This is a genomic window from Salinibacterium sp., from assembly GCF_031364185.1.
GTDB lineage: Bacteria > Actinomycetota > Actinomycetes > Actinomycetales > Microbacteriaceae > Rhodoglobus.
Map to the genome: position 1 here is coordinate 24,001 of NZ_JANLVV010000233.1, position 16,188 is coordinate 40,188.

At 63.7% G+C, this 16,188-nt stretch carries 15 protein-coding genes and 1 pseudogene; 5 read left to right on the forward strand and 11 right to left on the reverse strand.

The features are described from left to right. Positions 1 to 128: 128 nt before the first annotated feature. The gene (locus RMN95_RS10415; RefSeq protein ID WP_309616855.1) at positions 129 to 1,736 is read right to left on the reverse strand and encodes a cation acetate symporter; all 1,608 of its coding nucleotides are present in this window, start codon (positions 1,734 to 1,736) and stop codon (positions 129 to 131) included. Then, complete coding sequence (locus tag RMN95_RS10420; protein ID WP_309616856.1) at positions 1,736 to 2,092, reverse strand: DUF485 domain-containing protein; 357 nt, start codon at positions 2,090 to 2,092, stop codon at positions 1,736 to 1,738. Before RMN95_RS10420 ends, RMN95_RS10415 begins: the two co-directional genes overlap by 1 nt. A gap of 181 nt (positions 2,093 to 2,273) precedes the next feature. Here RMN95_RS10420 and RMN95_RS10425 point away from each other — a divergent pair, with 181 nt between their 5' ends. The 4 genes from RMN95_RS10425 to RMN95_RS10440 are packed head-to-tail and all read left to right on the forward strand — an operon-like array spanning position 2,274 to position 6,092. Next, positions 2,274 to 3,473, forward strand: coding sequence for a sensor histidine kinase (locus RMN95_RS10425; protein ID WP_397545154.1), 1,200 nt, complete (start codon positions 2,274 to 2,276; stop codon positions 3,471 to 3,473). Next, on the forward strand, positions 3,470 to 4,222 hold the full coding sequence (locus RMN95_RS10430) for a LytTR family DNA-binding domain-containing protein (RefSeq protein WP_309616858.1): 753 nt from the start codon (positions 3,470 to 3,472) through the stop codon (positions 4,220 to 4,222). Before RMN95_RS10425 ends, RMN95_RS10430 begins: the two co-directional genes overlap by 4 nt. Positions 4,223 to 4,260: 38 nt before the next feature. Next, positions 4,261 to 4,626, forward strand: coding sequence for a heavy metal transporter (locus RMN95_RS10435; RefSeq protein ID WP_309616859.1), 366 nt, complete (start codon positions 4,261 to 4,263; stop codon positions 4,624 to 4,626). Next, complete coding sequence (locus RMN95_RS10440) at positions 4,623 to 6,092, forward strand: cation acetate symporter (RefSeq protein WP_309616860.1); 1,470 nt, start codon at positions 4,623 to 4,625, stop codon at positions 6,090 to 6,092. Before RMN95_RS10435 ends, RMN95_RS10440 begins: the two co-directional genes overlap by 4 nt. 12 nt (positions 6,093 to 6,104) lie before the next feature. Here RMN95_RS10440 and RMN95_RS10445 read toward each other — a convergent pair whose 3' ends face one another. From RMN95_RS10445 to RMN95_RS10480, 8 genes are all read right to left on the reverse strand, one after another. Then, on the reverse strand, positions 6,105 to 8,543 hold the full coding sequence (locus tag RMN95_RS10445) for a DEAD/DEAH box helicase (RefSeq protein WP_309616861.1): 2,439 nt from the start codon (positions 8,541 to 8,543) through the stop codon (positions 6,105 to 6,107). Between the two features lie 13 nt (positions 8,544 to 8,556). Next, positions 8,557 to 9,414 (reverse strand): twin-arginine translocase subunit TatC, encoded by an 858-nt coding sequence (gene tatC, locus RMN95_RS10450; RefSeq protein WP_397545153.1) that lies wholly within the window; start codon positions 9,412 to 9,414, stop codon positions 8,557 to 8,559. Between the two features lie 5 nt (positions 9,415 to 9,419). After that, on the reverse strand, positions 9,420 to 9,686 hold the full coding sequence (gene tatA, locus RMN95_RS10455) for a Sec-independent protein translocase subunit TatA (protein WP_309616862.1): 267 nt from the start codon (positions 9,684 to 9,686) through the stop codon (positions 9,420 to 9,422). A 152-nt stretch (positions 9,687 to 9,838) separates the two neighbouring features. After that, entirely contained in the window at positions 9,839 to 10,813 is a 975-nt protein-coding gene (locus RMN95_RS10460; protein WP_309616863.1) for a WYL domain-containing protein, read from the reverse strand. Continuing rightward, positions 10,806 to 11,801 (reverse strand): WYL domain-containing protein, encoded by a 996-nt coding sequence (locus RMN95_RS10465; protein ID WP_309616864.1) that lies wholly within the window; start codon positions 11,799 to 11,801, stop codon positions 10,806 to 10,808. The genes RMN95_RS10460 and RMN95_RS10465 overlap by 8 nt, the downstream gene beginning before the upstream one ends. A gap of 9 nt (positions 11,802 to 11,810) precedes the next feature. Then, positions 11,811 to 12,797: an FKBP-type peptidyl-prolyl cis-trans isomerase gene (locus RMN95_RS10470; RefSeq protein ID WP_309616865.1), complete on the reverse strand. Its 987-nt coding sequence runs from the start codon at positions 12,795 to 12,797 to the stop codon at positions 11,811 to 11,813. Positions 12,798 to 12,835: 38 nt separating this feature from the next. Continuing rightward, positions 12,836 to 13,834, reverse strand: a complete 999-nt coding sequence (locus tag RMN95_RS10475) for a tRNA (adenine-N1)-methyltransferase (protein ID WP_309616866.1) — start codon at positions 13,832 to 13,834, stop codon at positions 12,836 to 12,838. Beyond that, positions 13,831 to 14,502 carry an HAD family phosphatase gene (locus tag RMN95_RS10480; protein ID WP_309616867.1) on the reverse strand — a complete coding sequence of 224 codons (672 nt, stop codon included), beginning with the start codon at positions 14,500 to 14,502 and terminating at the stop codon, positions 13,831 to 13,833. The genes RMN95_RS10475 and RMN95_RS10480 overlap by 4 nt, the downstream gene beginning before the upstream one ends. A gap of 67 nt (positions 14,503 to 14,569) precedes the next feature. On the opposite strand from RMN95_RS10480, the gene RMN95_RS10485 reads away from it, so the two are divergent. Further along, a complete protein-coding gene (locus RMN95_RS10485; RefSeq protein WP_309616868.1) occupies positions 14,570 to 15,505 on the forward strand; it encodes a PAC2 family protein in 936 nt (311 codons plus the stop codon). Positions 15,506 to 15,548: 43 nt separating this feature from the next. On the opposite strand, the pseudogene RMN95_RS10490 reads toward RMN95_RS10485, so the two are convergent. Then, positions 15,549 to 16,188, reverse strand: a pseudogene (locus tag RMN95_RS10490) (cysteine--1-D-myo-inosityl 2-amino-2-deoxy-alpha-D-glucopyranoside ligase); the annotation flags it as partial.

Consider the following 16,188-nt stretch of genomic DNA (forward strand, 5'->3'; position numbering starts at 1 on the left):
AGCCTATTTCTTTCCTGAGGGTCATTGCTGTGAGCGCAGGTCACTTCTATAGGTGCGGCCGCCCACCCAAGATACTTCGGTGCGGCCGGACCTGGCATCCGACCGCACCGAAACCTACGGGAGTCGACTCAGTGTCTGGTGGCCTTCTCGGCACCAATGCCCGTCAGTGAACGGACCTCCATTTCGGCCTGCTTCGCCGGATCTTCCCGTCTCTTATCCAGGACGGTCACGATCCATCCGAGGAAGAAGGCCAGCGGGATCGAGACCAGACCTGGGTTGGACAGGGGGAAGATCGCGAAGTTCGCGCCCGGGATCATCGACGTCGGTGTGCCAGAGACCACCGGCGACAGGGCGATCAGCACGATAGCGGAGATGAGCCCCCCGTACATGCTCCAGACGGCTCCCCTGGTGGTGAATCGCTTCCAGAACAGCGAGTACAGGATCGTCGGGAGGTTGGCCGAGGCGGCCACCGCAAAGGCGAGAGCCACCAGGAAAGCAATGTTCTGACCGTTCGCGCCGATTCCGCCGACGATCGCGACAACACCGATCACCACCACCGTGCGCCTGGCAACCTTCACCTCGTCTTCGGGTCGAGCCTTGCCCTTCTTGATGACGCTGGCAAAGATATCGTGCGCGAATGAGGCGGCTGCTGTGATTGTCAGCCCGGCGACGACCGCCAGGATCGTGGCGAAAGCGACCGCTGAAATCAGGCCGAGCAGCAGCGGGCCACCCAGTTCAAACGCCAGCAGCGGAGCGGCCGAGTTTACGCCTCCGGGTGCTGCGGCGATGGCCTCCGGACCGATCAGCGCGGCGGCGCCGTACCCCAGAACCAGAGTGAAGATGTAGAAAATACCAATGAGCCAAATGGCCCACACCACTGAACGACGCGCCTCTTTGGCGGTCGGAACCGTGTAGAAACGCATCAGAACATGAGGCAGCGCTGCGGTCCCGAGCACCAGTGCGAGGCCAAGAGACAGGAAATCGAGACGGCTGGCATCGCTGACCCCGTACTTGAGGCCCGGATTGAGGATCGCGGGGTTGTTCGCTGTAGCTACGGCGTGATCGAGGAGGGAAGACAGGTTGAAGCCGTGCAGGGCGAGCACCCAGACGGTCATCACTGCGGCGCCGGTGATGAGCAGCACCGCCTTGATGATCTGCACCCAGGTTGTGCCCTTCATGCCACCCACGAGCACGTAAAGAATCATGAGAGCACCGACAACGGTGATGACCACGGACTGCCCCACCTTGTCGTTGATGCCGAGCAGAAGCGACACAAGACCGCCCGCGCCTGCCATCTGCGCAAGCAGGTAAAAGAAGCAAACGACCAGTGTGGTGGTGGCGGCAGCGATGCGCACGGGGCGTTGCCTGAGCCTGAAGGAGAGTACGTCCGCCATCGTGAACTTACCGGTGTTACGAAGCAGTTCGGCAACCAGCAGCAGGGCGACCAGCCAGGCGACAAGGAATCCGATCGAGTAGAGGAATCCGTCGTAACCCTGGATGGCGATAGCCCCGACAATGCCCAGGAAGGATGCCGCTGACAGGTAGTCACCGGCGATCGCCGCACCATTCTGCGGGCCGGTGAACGACCGACCGGCAGCGTAGTAGTCGGCGGCGGTGTTGTTGTTCTTGCTCGCGCGGAACACGATGATCATCGTGATGGCAACGAACCCAAGGAAAATTCCGATATTCAGGATCGGGTTGCCCGGGGCGCTGGTGGTGGCCTCCAAATGCAGCATCAGCGGGCCACCGTGTCGGCAATCTCCACGCTGTCGCGGATCTCTGTGGCGATGGGGTCGAGTCGTCGGTTGGCGTAGGAAACGTACCAGGTGGTCACGATGAAGGTCGTGGCGATCTGGGCTAGCCCCAGCACCAGTCCGATGTTCACGCTGCCAATGACCGGAGTCGACATGAATACGTGAGCATAATCGGCGAGCAACACATAGACGATGTACCAGACGAGACACCCGATAGCGACGGAAAAAACGAAGCGTCGGTGAGCTCGTTTGAGGGTACGAAATTGCTCGGATTCTCGTACTGCCGCGAAGTCCGCGGTGGGCATGGCATTTTCGGCATTGAGGGCATCGTTGCCCATGGTGACTCCCTGGTGGTCTGGCGTTGACAGCGTCGTCAACGGTGTTGTGAGTTCAGATCGCACCACTCTGGCCTACCGTGCGGCCGGAATGCCGGTGCCGCCGCTCGGCGTCGCCCAACGGCAGCAACGTTGCGGCGAACGGCAGGGTGGGTTCGATGAGCGATGGCCTATCGTGAGCTTCATGACCTGGTCAGTATTGATCGCTCTTGCCGTGGGTACCGCGGCTGGTCTCGTCATCGCGGCTCTGTATGCGCTTGCCCGGAGGTATGCGCGAGGTTCCCGGGAACTCGGCACCGACGCTGAACGCGCGACATACGAAACACTGAACCTCGCTTCCCGCGCAGCAGCGCACCTGCGCGGTGGACTAGTCTCCGGCGACACGGTGAAAGCCGCGCGAGACCTCCGCACTCTCCTGAACTGTGATGTGTTCGTGGTCGTCGATGAACGCGGGGCACTTGCCATCGAGGGTGGCTCAGAGCGCGTGCGTGCGTCGGCCGAGCGGTTAGCGCGCGACGCACGCCAGAGTGGGCACGTCGAACTTGCCCGGTCTGTGGTGCAGGGTGAGCACGGTGATGTCGATGCGGTGGCGGCACCGATCATGATCCGTGGGCGGTCCGTCGGTGCCCTCGTTGCGTTTTCCAGGCAGATCAGGCCAGGACTGGTGCGGGCAACGTCCGAGGTCGCAGACTGGGTCGCTGCCCAACTCGAACTGGCCGAATTGGATGCATCGCGGGCAGCGCTCGCCGAGGCCGAGGTTCGCGCGCTCCGGGCCCAGATCAGTCCGCACTTCATCTATAACGCCCTCACGGCGATCGCGTCGTTCATCACCACGGATCCACCTCAGGCGCGGGAGCTCGTGCTTGAATTTGCCGATTTCACCCGCTACTCCTTTCGGCGGGAAGGGGATTTCACGACCATCGCCGAAGAACTCGGCAGCGTCGGCAGCTATCTCAAACTCGAGCGCGCACGCTTCGGTGACAGGATCGCCGTGACGCTGCAGGTCGCCCCCGAGGTGCTTGCCACGGTCATCCCGTTCCTCAGCGTGCAGCCCTTGGTCGAGAACGCGGTCCGACACGGACTCGAGTCGAAGGAGGGCGGTGGTCGCATCACGATCACGGCCGCCGACTCCGGAGCGTACGCGCAGATCACCGTCGAGGATGACGGTGTCGGTATTGACCCCGAAACACTGCGGGATGTGCTCGCCGGTCGGCCGAGCGCCGAGCACATCGGCCTGCGAAACGTGGATTCGCGGTTACGACAGGTGTACGGCAACGGTCACGGTCTCGTAGTCGAGACGAACATCGATGCCGGTACCCTCGTGACAATGCGCGTACCAAAATCACAGCCAGAGCGACTGGCCGGCCGCGAGCCGTCACGATGACACACGGTGGGTTCGGTGGGATCTCTGCGCTGGTCGCGGACGACGAGGCGCCGGCCGTCGACGAACTCGCCCGGTTTCTGAGCGACGATCCGCGGGTAGCTGCGGTGTACACGGCGTCGTCCGGGGCGGATGCGGTTCGCCATCTCGCGGTTCAGAGCGTCGACGTGGTCTTCCTGGACATCCACATGCCGGGACTTTCTGGATTCGATCTGGCGCGCGCGATAGGCAGGTTTGATCGTCGGCCCGCCATCGTCTTTGTCACCGCAGACGAAGATGGAGCGCTCGAAGCATTCGACCTTGCAGCGATTGACTACCTGCTCAAACCGGTGCGCCTGGAGCGATTGCAGCGCTGTATCGGGCGGGTCGTGGAGGCGCTGGACATCACCGGCGGCACCCCGCCCACCAGGGATGACCTGATCGCGGTCACCACCGGTGCCACCACCCGGATGATCCGCCGCGATGACGTGCGCTACGTTCAGGCGCAGGGTGACTATGCGAGGCTCTTCACGGACGCAGGCAGCTACCTCGTGCGCGTGCCCATCTCGGACCTCGAGCAGCAGTGGGCCGACGCAGGTTTCCTGCGCATCCATAGGTCGTACCTCGTGGATCTGTCGCGGCTTGAGCAGCTCAGGCTGGGCGCAGAGCACCCGACAGTGACGGTAGCGGGAGCCGAACTTCCTGTGAGCCGCCGCCTGGTGGCGTCAGTGCGTGAGATCGTGGAATCGAACCGGATCAGGCCGCGCAGTTGAACGAACCCGCGCGTGAATCGCCGCGTCCAAGGGAACGAGTGACCGCACCCGACGAGGTCACGGGCAGGCAGGTCACCGGCCCGGCGTTGACAGGCACGCCGCCACCGGTCAAGGGCAAGCTCGACGTTGACACTGTCTACGTGCGGTCGCTGGTTCGCTCACAACTTCGACTTGCTGTCGCGTGCGCGATTGGCTTCGTGCTGATTCTCGGTGGGTTGACTCTTGCCTTCCTATTGGCGCCAGGTCTCGGCACGCTGACGTTCGCAGGGTTTCCGGTGTCGTGGCTGATGCTGGGTTTTGGTGTCAATCCGCTGGTCATCGTGATTGGGGCGATCTACGTTCGCTCTGCCGGACGGAACGAGACCGGCTACCTGTCGCTGAGTGATCGCGATGGCCCGACGTGAACCCTGTTCTTGGCTATGTAGCGATAGTGGCAGTCACATTGGCGACAACGCTCATCGGGTTCTTCGGCCTGCGGGTCTCGCGCACGACGGGTGACTTCTACGTCGCGTCCAGGACGGTGAAGCCGTGGTGGAATGCGTCAGCAATTGGGGGTGAATACCTGTCGGCGGCGAGTTTTCTCGGAATCGCCGGACTGATTTTGTTGCAAGGATCGGATGCCCTGTGGTTTCCGATCGGCTACACCGCTGGCTATCTGATGCTCCTGCTCTTTGTTGCGGCCCCTCTGCGCCGATCGGGGGCGTATACGATTCCCGATTTCACGCAGGCGAGACTCGAGTCAACCACCGTGCGGCGCATTACAAGCGCGCTGGTGATCGTGATCGGTTGGCTTTACATCGTGCCGCAACTCCAGGGTGCTGCCCTGACCGTGCGCATCACCACCGGGTTGCCCTCGTGGGTGGGAGCCGTCGCCGTCGCCGTCATCGTGGGGGTAGTCGTTGCCGCAGGCGGTATGCGATCAATCACCTTCGTGCAGGCATTCCAGTTTTGGCTGAAACTCACCGCCATCGGCGTTCCGGTGGTGTTCATTCTGCTGTTCGCATGGGATGCGCCGCCCGGTGACCCCACGATCTCGTTCCCGACGGAACTCGCTCCCAGCACTCCGGATGCGTACCTGACCATCTCGCTGCTGGTGGCCCTGCTCTTCGGTACTCTAGGCCTCCCCCATGTTCTCGTGCGGTTCTACACCAACCCCGACGGCGTCGCCGCACGCAGCACCACCCTCATCGTGCTTGGCCTGCTCAGCGTCTTCTACATTTTTCCTACGATCCTTGGGCTGATGGGCAGGGTGTTGGCTCCCGAACTCGCCACGGCCGACACGGCCGACGCCGTTGTGCTGCTGCTGCCAGGGCGACTAGTGCCGGGTGCCCTCGGCGACGGGCTCACCGCTCTGGTGATTGCTGGCGCGTTCGGCGCGTTCCTATCCACCTCCTCCGGCCTCGTCGTGTCACTGGCCGGTGTCATCAGCCAGGAGGCGTTCGGCGGCAGCGTGAAGGGTTTCAGAATCGCGGCCGTCTGCTCGATCCTGGTGCCCTTGGCCGTCGCCCTGGTGGCTGAGCCCGGCGGCCTTGCTGGCAGTGTTGGCCTGGTGTTCGCCTTCACTGCCTCCACCCTGTGCCCGGTGCTGGTTCTCGGGATTTGGTGGCGCGGGCTCACCGACCGGGGTGCCATTGCTGGAATGGTTGCCGGGGGTGCGGCCTGCGGTCTCGCCATCGTCGCCGGGCGACTGATCGGCCCGGGCGTCGAACTGCTCTCGTCATTGCTCGCCCAGCCTGCGGCATGGACGGTGCCACTGTCCGTTCTGGTCATGGTCGGGGTGTCGCTGGGCAGTAAACGCCGCATCCCCGGCAGTACTGATCTCTTCTTTCGGCGCCTTCACGTGCCTGAACGCCCCACCGCCGGCCGATAGCGTGCTCGCGAGTCAGGCCACCGAGCTGTATGCCACGATCCCGCGGCGGATCGAGTCCAGCGCGGTTCGTGCCGTGCGGCCCACGTCACCATCGGCAACGACGGAAAGCTGGTCGAGCAGGTCGATCACCTGCTTGGTGACGCGCACGAAGTCGCCCGCGGCCATGTCGGCTTCCCGCAGCACGGCGTCGAGACTGGTGCCGCTCGCCCACCGGTACATGGCCAACGCGAGGCCCGCCGACGGTGGCTGGCTGCCCGGTAACCTGTTGAGGCGCTCGAGGTCGTCGAGTTCGCTCCAGAGTGTGCCGGTGTGATCGAAGGCTTCACGGAAACGGCCCCGCGGAAGGTGACGCTCGCCGAGTTGGCCCTCCTCGCGCCGGGGTTCGTAGACCAGGGTGGTGGCCATGGCCGCGAGTGATGCCGGGTCCAATTCACTCCAGAGGCCGCGTCTGAGGGACTCGGCCACGAGCAGGTCGCGTTCCCCGTAGATTCGCCGCAGCATCCTTCCATTCGCATTGAGTGTCAGATCCCCAGCCGTGGTGACCTGGAGGTAGCCGAGGTGCGAGAGCACATCGGTCACCCTGTCGAATACTTTCGCGACCGCTCCGGTGCGGCTGCGGATCTGGGTCGTCAGCTGGTCGGTTTCTCGCTTCAGCTTCCACCATCGCTCGGCCCAGCGTGCGTGCTGCTCACGTTCGGGGCAGGCATGGCAGGGATGCTGTTTCATTCGCCGCCGCAGTTCGGTGAGCTGGCGCTGCCGACGGTCGCGCTCGGCGCGGCTGGAGGTGTCTGCCTTCGATTGGCCTTTGCGCTCAAGATCACCGAGTTCGCGACGGATGCCCGAGTATTCGGTGTAGTCGCCCAGATGGCACACCATCGAGGCGGCGTATCCTTCGAGCGACTGCTCCTGAGACCGAACCTTCCGAGCCAGGTCGATGACCGCCCTATCGGCCTGAAACTGGGCGAAACTGGATTCGAGGATCTCGCGAGTGCGCTCGCGCCCAAACTGGTCAATCAGGTTTACCGCCATATTGTAGGTCGGTTTGAAGCTCGAATTCAGAGGGTAGGTGCGCCGTGATGCCAGGGATGCCACGGCCTGCGGGTCCAGACCGTCAACCCACTGGATGACCGAGTGGCCTTCCACGTCGATTCCGCGGCGCCCGGCGCGACCGGTCAGCTGGGTGTACTCCCCCGGCGTGATGGGCACCCGGGCCTCGCCGTTGAATTTCTCGAGCTTCTCGAGCACCACGGTGCGCGCCGGCATGTTGATGCCCAGCGCCAGCGTCTCGGTCGCGAAGACGACCTTGACCAGCTTTTTCTGGAACAGCTCCTCAACGACCTCCTTGAAGGCGGGCAGAAGGCCTGCGTGGTGCGCCGCTACCCCTCGCTCGAGCCCGCTTAGCCATTCCCAGTACCCAAGAACGGCCAGGTCTTCGTCGAGCAGGGTGCGGCAGCGGTCCTCCACGATCGCCCTGATCTCGTTGCGCTCCTCGATGGTGGTCACCCTGATGCCGGCGCGAAGCACCTTCGCCACGGCCTGGTCGCAGCCAACCCTCGAGAAGATGAAGAATATCGCCGGTAACAGGTTCTTGCTGTCGAGCAGCTTCACCACGTCAGGCCGGTCCATGCGCATCGATTCGGGTCGCCCTCCCCGCGAATGGTTGCGACCGGCATCCTTCGATTGACGGGATGAGGTGGGTCGACCGCTCAACCGCGCCATCTGGGCGAGTTCGGGGTTCACTCGATGCGTTGCCGCAAGCCCGGACGAGTCGAAGAGGTCGACGAGTTTCGTGCGCATCAGGATGTGTTGATCGAGAGGTACTGGACGCTCCTCGGACACGATGACCTCGGTGTCGCCGCGCACAGCCTGCAGCCAGTCTCCAAACTCTTCAGCGTTCGAGACCGTGGCGCTCAACGAGACCATCGTCACGTGCTGCGGCAGGTGGATGATCACCTCCTCCCAGACGGCCCCGCGAAAGCGGTCGGCCAGGAAGTGCACCTCGTCCATCACGACGCAGGACAGGTTCTTGAGCAGGTCGGAGTCGGCGTAGAGCATGTTACGCAGGACCTCGGTGGTCATGACCACGATCCGGGCGTGGGAATTGATATTCGTGTCACCGGTGAGTAATCCGACGGCATCCTCACCGTATTCGGCCTGCAGCTCCTGGAATTTCTGGTTGCTGAGTGCCTTCATGGGGGCGGTGTAAAAAACCTTATCGCTGGGCTGTTGCATTGCCCGATAAATCGCAAACTCAGCGATGATGGTCTTGCCGGCGCCGGTGGGGGCAGCCACAAGCACGCTCTTGCCCTCTTCGACAACGGCACAGGCCGCGACCTGGTAGTTGTCGAGATCGAATCGTTGGGACGCCCGGAAGGCTTCGAGGATGGGAAGCCCTCGCTTTTTCGTCGCCGCGGCAAACCGTTCGGCCGGCGACAGGATCTGGTCGGTCACAGCGCGCTGGTGATCACAGTTCTGCCACCGGCACGCTGCTCGATGTCTGCACCTTTGCGGCCGTGCGGGCAACCGCGCGGTCGTGCACCCAGGCCACCCCAATTGCCGCGAAATACAGCGCCACCATGGGTATGGCCAGAAGGAACATCGACGCAATATCGACTGCTGGGGTCGCGATCGCACAGAACAGGGTGATGACGAGGATCGCCACTCGCCAGCCTTTGAGAATCGCCGCTGCCGACAGGATTCCGATGAAGTTGAGCAGCACGAGAAACACCGGGAGCACAAACCCCACTCCGACGGCCAGCACCAGTTTGATGATGAAGTCGTAGTAGTAGCGGGCATCCAGAACTATTGCGTCCTCCTTCGGAGTGAATGAGGCGAGCAACTCGACCATGTGGGGAAACAGCAGCCAGCCCGTGAACCCGCCGGCCAGGAACAGCGGAACAGCGGAGAAGAAGAACCCGAACGTGTAACGCTTCTCCCTGCCCGTCAGGCCAGGCACCAGGAACGCGAACACCTGGTACAGCCAGATGGGGCTTGCAATCAGGATCGCAACGGTCAATCCGATCTGAATGTGCAGGTCGAACGCGGCAGACACCGTGGTGTAGCTGATGGTCGCCGAGTGGTCTTCCGCGATCTTATTGATCGGGACGCGCATGCCGTCTTTGACGAAGTCGGTGAGACTCGTGAGCTGGAAGGGAAGCTGGAGCAGGCGTGACACGCCAGACCAATCGACGAACGCGACGACCGCGGCGACGAGGATGGCGGCCGCAGAGATCACGAGCCTTTTGCGGAGTTCGCGGAGGTGATCACCGAGCGACATACGCTCGTCGCGTGTGGTGCGCCACCGCCCTGTGCGGGTGGCCACCGTCGCTACGGCTTCGGCTTGGTGCTCTTGGCCGAGGTTGCGGCTGGGGCAGCACCCGTGGTGGCGCCGGCCGCGGTCGAGTCACCCTCGGCGTTTTCTACCGGCACATCGTTGCCGTTTTCATCTTTCATAGTCTTGACCTCGCTGCGGAAAATTCGCATCGACTGGCCGAGGCTCCGGGCGAGACCGGGAAGCTTGGGTGCACCGAATAATAACAACACGATCGCGAGGATGACGAGCAGGTGTGGCCATCCGAAAGCATTGCCAAACATAGGTACTCCTTTGCTGTGCGGGAAGTGATTCCAGTGTAACCGGCAATTGCGGCTCCGGCGCGGCTGGGCCGCGACGCTTAGCGTTTCTCCGGCTTGCTCCAACTGGACTGTGTCATCCCACGAGCCAGGTGAGCAGCCAACTCCCCACGCGATCACCGGTACCGCGTTGCCCCGGCCTCGGCCCATCCCTCGACGACAGCGCGCGCTTCCGCGGGTGCCACCACGGTCGCAACACCGGGCATCCGCGCGATCAGCCGCTTGAGACCGTGGTAGTGCGAAACCCGGACATTCGTGCGCATCAGCCCATCGTGTTCGGAGCTCACTGTTCCTTCCGGAATATAGTCGGCAAGCAGGGGAATCGCGGCCACGGCAACATCGATCGTGACAATCAGATCGTTTGCTGAGCCCTCAAACAGGGTGTCAGGAAGGGTGACATCCCGCGCCTCGTGGGTGATGGGCTCAGTGGTGATTGCGGGGGTCGACATGCGATCCAGCCGGAAGGTCCGCACCGCCTCGCGCCCGTGGTCCCAGCCTCGCAGGTACCAGTCTGCATCGATCGACTCGACCCGTAACGGATCGATCTCGCGTCTCTCGCCCTGACCCTGCGAATTGAGGTAGTCGAATTCCAGTCGAACACCTTTCTGCACAGACTCGCGGATAAGGGCAAGGGTGCTGTCGGTTTCGCTCGCTTCAACGCCGACCGGGCTGGGGGCTGAGGATGCGCCACGCGCCAGCTTCGAATTTAGACTCGCGATGGCGTCGCGATCCGCGTGCTCGGGAAGTGACGAGAGATACTGTAGCCCCGCGATCAGGGCCGCCGCCTCACGGGCGGAAAAACGTGGTGACTCATCTATTGCGACGAGATTTGTCAGAACAATCTCATCGTTCTCCTCGAACGTATCCCAGGCGATATCGAACAGGTCTCCGTGCTGGTAGGTGGCTGTCTCGCCCGGGATTCCCGACACACCGATCAGGCGCACGGCCTCCCGTATCTGATCCTCGGGAACGCCGAAATGTACGGCCGCCTCGGCGACGCTCACCCGGTCATGATCCATCAGGTACGGCACGAGCGACAGCAGGAACGCCAGTTTGTCCTGTGCCAGCCTCGGGATGTTTGGCCTAGCCATGATCGGCCGCCGTTCGCTCGAGGCGCGCGCGAACGGCGTCGCGGAGATCAGGTGGAGAAACCACGAGGGCTTCCGGCCCGTAGCCTGCCAACTCGTCGGCGAAGATGTTCAGATCTGAGTAATGCAGGTTCAGGATGCCTGGCCTCGCGACGCTCGCTCCTCTCCGCTTGCCCAGCCGGGTCGCGGCATCCGTGCCCGGCTCCACCTCAACGACGGCCGTGTTCGAGTTCCATACCGCCTCGAGTTCGGACAGCGCGATGTCGGCCTGTCCGGGCGGCGGAGCATCAAATGTGCTGGTGAGAGTGGTGACCTGAGTCACAATCCGGCGCAGCAGGAACGTCTTTGTTGTCGCGGATTCGGGCTCGTGGGCGTAGAGGTGCCAGCGGCCCTGGTGCTGCACGAGCGCGAGCGGGGCGACAGAACGCACCCTGGACTCCCTTTCGCCGGGTTTTAGGTACCCAAACCGAACGTGCTGGTGCCGTTCGAGAGCTGTGCTGAGCGGGTCGAAGGCAGCCTCGCGCACCCGCACCCTGGGCGCGTAGCCGACAACGGGCTCAATCGTGGTCACACCGAGGGAGCGCAACTTCACAATGGCGCGCCGTGATTCGGCCGAGAGCGAGCCCTCGCGCCACACCATCGCCGCGAGGGTCAGCAGCGTCGTCTCCTCCGGCGAGAACCGGATGTCGGTGGGTAGCTCATATGCCCCTCGCGGGATGCGATACCTGAGGTTGTGGTTGTCGCCGGCGTGCCCGGGGCTGTCGATGGTTTCGAGTGGCACGCCGAGGTCGCGGATATCGTCTTTATCGCGTTCAAACTGGCGCTCGAGGTTTGCGTTGTCACCGCTTCGAGAGAACCTCTGGCGGTAGCCCTGCACGGTGGAGAGGATGTCGGTTTTTGTCAGCCCGGCGTCGGTGGCGAGCAGCGCGAGGACGAGGCTGAAAAGTCGTTCTTCAGCGGGAATCCTTGATGCTGCGCTGGGGACTGCCACGAGAGAGTACTACTCGATTCCGAGCACGTCGAAGACGAAGACCATGGTTGAGCCGGCCGGCACCGAGGCGGGAGCCGTGCCTTCGCTGTAGCCGAACTTCGGTGGAATCGAGACGATGACCTGCGAGCCGACCCGCTGACCTATGAGTGCCTTTGCGAACCCGGGAACCAGTCCGCCGCCGCTGTCATCGAGGGGTGCCGCCGTGAGCAACACGGGGGTATTACGCTCCCAGGTCGAATCGAATACCTCCTGCGTCTCCCAGATCACTCCGGTGTAGTTCAGCACGACGCTGTCACCCTCCCTGACTTTGGCGCCGGCGCCGACCTTGAGTTCTTCGATCTTCAGGTCGGATGGTGCACGGGGATCCGCGAAGGTGAAGCCAGGTCGGCCGTCGGGCGCGAGCACGATCGAGGGCAGGCCAGCCCCGGGAATCTGGTCGGCGCCATTGGCCCTTCCGAGGTAGACCGACTGAACATCCACCACCAGCACAACCGTGTCATCCTTGGTGACGGCCAGGCCGTTTTGTTGGATGGCCCCGTCACCGATGAGGTCACCCGCAGTGCCTACCGCTGCGACACGCGAACCGACCCTGGCACACTGCGCAATCGCGCCAAAGGCCGGCTCAGTCTCGACAGCGGCGATCACAAGGCCTGGTTCGCCGTACTTCGTGGAGATGAGCGATTCGCCGGTCTTGCCGTTGTAGATGGTGAGCTGCATCACCGTCGTTGCGCCCGGCGCCACTCGCTTGCCGGTGCCACTTCCCTCGGAGAGAACGGCGACCTGGCTCGCGCCACCCGCGACAATCGGTGTCGGGAACGTGGCCCGGGGATCGTTGCCGAAGGTGCCGTCTGCGCTTATAAGTTCGGCATTCGACCCGATGGCGCGGGCCGGGGTGCACCCGTCTGTGGAGGCTACGCCAGCCGAGCAAGCCGAGAGGGAGACGAGTAGGCCCGCGGTCATGATCAGAGCAGGAAGCTTGCGCACGAGAACTCTCATTTCTTTGCCGCGCACTATCGCCCGGCTACCCGATCACTCTACTGGTCGGCCGCGGAGGTTCCGGCGGCCGCGCGGGCAGCAGCCTGGGCATCGCGAGCGGTCCTGCGCAGTCGCTTGGCGCTGGATGTTCGCTCCCCCAGTGCTCCGGGAGTCCACACTTCTACGTCCTCATCAGAAAAATCAGACTTCGACGCGCGACGCTTGAGTTCGGGCAGGACCGCGCCGGGAGCCAGCCTGCGTGCGGTCATCAGGAAACCCGTGTGGCCGATCATCCTGTGGTCTGGGCGCACCGCGAGACCCTCGACATGCCAGGTACGCACCATCGTTTCGCTGGGTTGGGGTTCGGTGAAGGCGCCGGTCTCGCGAATGGCTTCGGCCACACGGGAGAGTTGGGTGACTGTGGCGATGTAGCAGATCAGCACGCCGCCGGGGGTCAGGGCATCCGCACACTCTTCAAGGCACTCCCAGGGGGCAAGCATGTCGAGCACGATCCTGTCGATGCTGCCAGCCGACACCGTGGTGGGCATGGCCTCCTGGAGGTCGCCCACCGTGACCGTCCAGTTTGACGGCTCGGCACCGAGAAATGCTTCCACGTTGGCCTTCGCCACGGTAGCGAATTCATCGCGACGCTCGAACGAATGAAGGGCGCCGGTGGCGCCGATCGCGCGTAGCAGCCACAGCGAGAGGGCACCCGAGCCGACACCCGCCTCGACGACCGTGGCACCAGGGAAGATGTCGGCCTGCGCCAGGATCTGCGCAGCATCTTTCGGATAGATGATCGCGGCTCCGCGCGGCATGGACATTACGAAGTCGGTGAGTAGCGGCCGCATCGCGAGGTACTGCACGCCACTCGTCGACTCAACCACCGAGGCATCCGGCTGCCCGATGATCGTGTCGTGGCTGAGGACGCCTCGGTGGCTGTGGAACGAACCTCCGCGCTCGAGGGTGACGGTGTTCAGGTTGCCTTTGGGCCCGGTGAGCTGCACGCGGTCGCCCACACGGAATGGTCCGCTCTGGCGGCGGAATCCTTCGCTCATCGTGCACCCTCGACCGAAAATACCGCGCAGAGATCGTTGACGGTTCGTTTCGCCAGGGTCGGCCACAGAGCGTCGGCCGGTGATCCGTCGAGGGCGATCATGAAGGGCACACCAACGACTACTGCTCCCGCGGCATTCGCCGAGGCGATTCCGGGGGGCGAATCCTCGATGGCGAGACACCGGGTGATGTCGACACCGAGCAACTCGGCGCTACGAAGGTATGCCTCCGGATGCGGCTTGCTGTGGGTCACATCGTCGCCAGACACCACCGCGTCGAACCCGACGAAGCCGAGTCGATCGGCGACGTGGTGCGCCATCCTGCTCACCGACATCGTGACGAGTGCGGTGGGGATGCCTGTCTCGCGCAGCTCTGAGAGCAGCTCGCGTGCTCCGGGACGCCACGGGATGCCGAATTCCACCAATTGCTCGAGCACGCGGTCGGTGAGCTTATCGATGATCTCGACCTCGGTGAGGGCGACACCCTTGGCCTGCATGACCTGGGCTGAGCGCCACAGGCCGGAGCCGACGAGCTCGAGGGCCTCGTCATGGGTCCATGTTCCACCGAACGATTCGATCAACTCGGTTTCGGCGGAAATCCAGTACGGCTCGGTGTTGACGAGGGTGCCGTCCATGTCCCACAGGACGGCGGCAGGAGTGGTGTGAGTCACAACGGACCATCGTAGTTCTATCCTTGAGTGCGGCCCGCTCACATGATCCGGGCGAGGGAGGACACCTGTGACTGGCATCCAGTTCGGTAGCGGTCGACTGCTTGTCGTCGCGTTCGAGGGCTGGAACGACGCCGGCGAGGCGGCGAGTGGCGCAGTTCGGGCACTTAAGGAACTGCTCGACCTCTACCCCATCGCCGAAGTAGATCCGGAGGATTACTTCGACTACCAGTTCAATCGACCCTCAGTGGCTGCCGATGACGACGGCAACCGCCAGCTGGTCTGGCCCAGCGTAACGGTGTACGGCCCCACGCGGCCCCACAGCGGACCGGCGGTCGGGATCGCGGACGATGCCGAGTTGTCGATTAGCGCAGCGAACGGTTCCAACATCTACCTGCTGCTCGGCACCGAGCCGTCCCGAGGCTGGAAGACCTTCACCCGGGAGATCCTCGATGCGATCGAGACCAATGAAATCTCGTCGATCGTCTTCCTGGGCGCGATGCTGGCCGACGTGCCGCACTCTCGCCCCATCTCGGTGTTCACCAGCAGTGAGAATGCCGCCGTGCGCACTCAATTGTCCATCGAGCGCAGTGGCTACGAAGGGCCGGTAGGAATCCTCTCCGTCCTGGGTGATGCCGCCGAGAAGGCGGGCATTACGACACTGTCGATCTGGGCATCCGTGCCGCACTACGTTCACAATGCTCCGTCGCCCAAAGCGACCCTCGCCATCCTTGACAAGCTCGAAGAGATTGTGGATGTCGTCATCCCGCGTGGCGACCTCGTGACCGAGGCCCAGGCCTGGGAGACCGGGATCGATGCGCTCGCCGGCGACGACGACGACATGGCGTCGTACATTGAACAGCTCGAGCAGGCACGAGACACCGTCGATTCTCCCGAGGCAAGCGGTGAGGCGATCGCGCAGGAGTTCGAGAGATACCTGCGTCGCGGGGGCGACAAACCCGGCGAGGGTACCGCTGGCGAAGAGCCCTGGCGCCCGAAGGAGTAGCGGTTATCCGCCGCGTGTTCGACTGATCCGGTAGCGCGGTGGATTAGTGCAGCGAGACTCCCAGCAGCGCGTGGATCGCGTCGAGGTCAACCCCGGTCGGCGATGCGCCGGAGGCCGCGCGGGTATCGACGGCAGCGAGCGCGGCGGGTGTTGCGAGGTCGCGGGCCAGGGCATCCCGAAGCTCTGCGAGAAGTTCGGAACCGGTGCCGGACGCATCCAGGCCTCCCGCCCAACCGATCCAGGAAGCGAGTCGTGCCACGGCGGTGGTGAGAACCTCGTCCGTCCACTCCCAGTCACCTCGATAGTGATGGGAGAGGATAGCGAGCCGAATGGCGCGGGGGTCGACACCGGCGGTGACCAGTGCCGAAACGAACACGAGGTTACCGAGCGATTTACTCATTTTCTCACCGCGGTAGCTGACCAGCCCGGCGTGCACGTGCGACTGCGCGTGGCGGCGCCCGGTGAGTGCGGCGGTATGACCGGCGGTGAACTCGTGATGAGGAAAAATGAGGTCCCGCCCTCCTCCCGCGACGGTCACCGGGATGTCGAGGAACTCCTGCACGATGACCGAGCACTCGATGTGCCATCCGGGGCGACCGTCTCCCAGCTCGCTTGGCCAGGAGGGTTCGCCCGGTCGCGCGCCGATCCACAGAACGGGATCGAGCGGGTCACGTTTGCCCTCG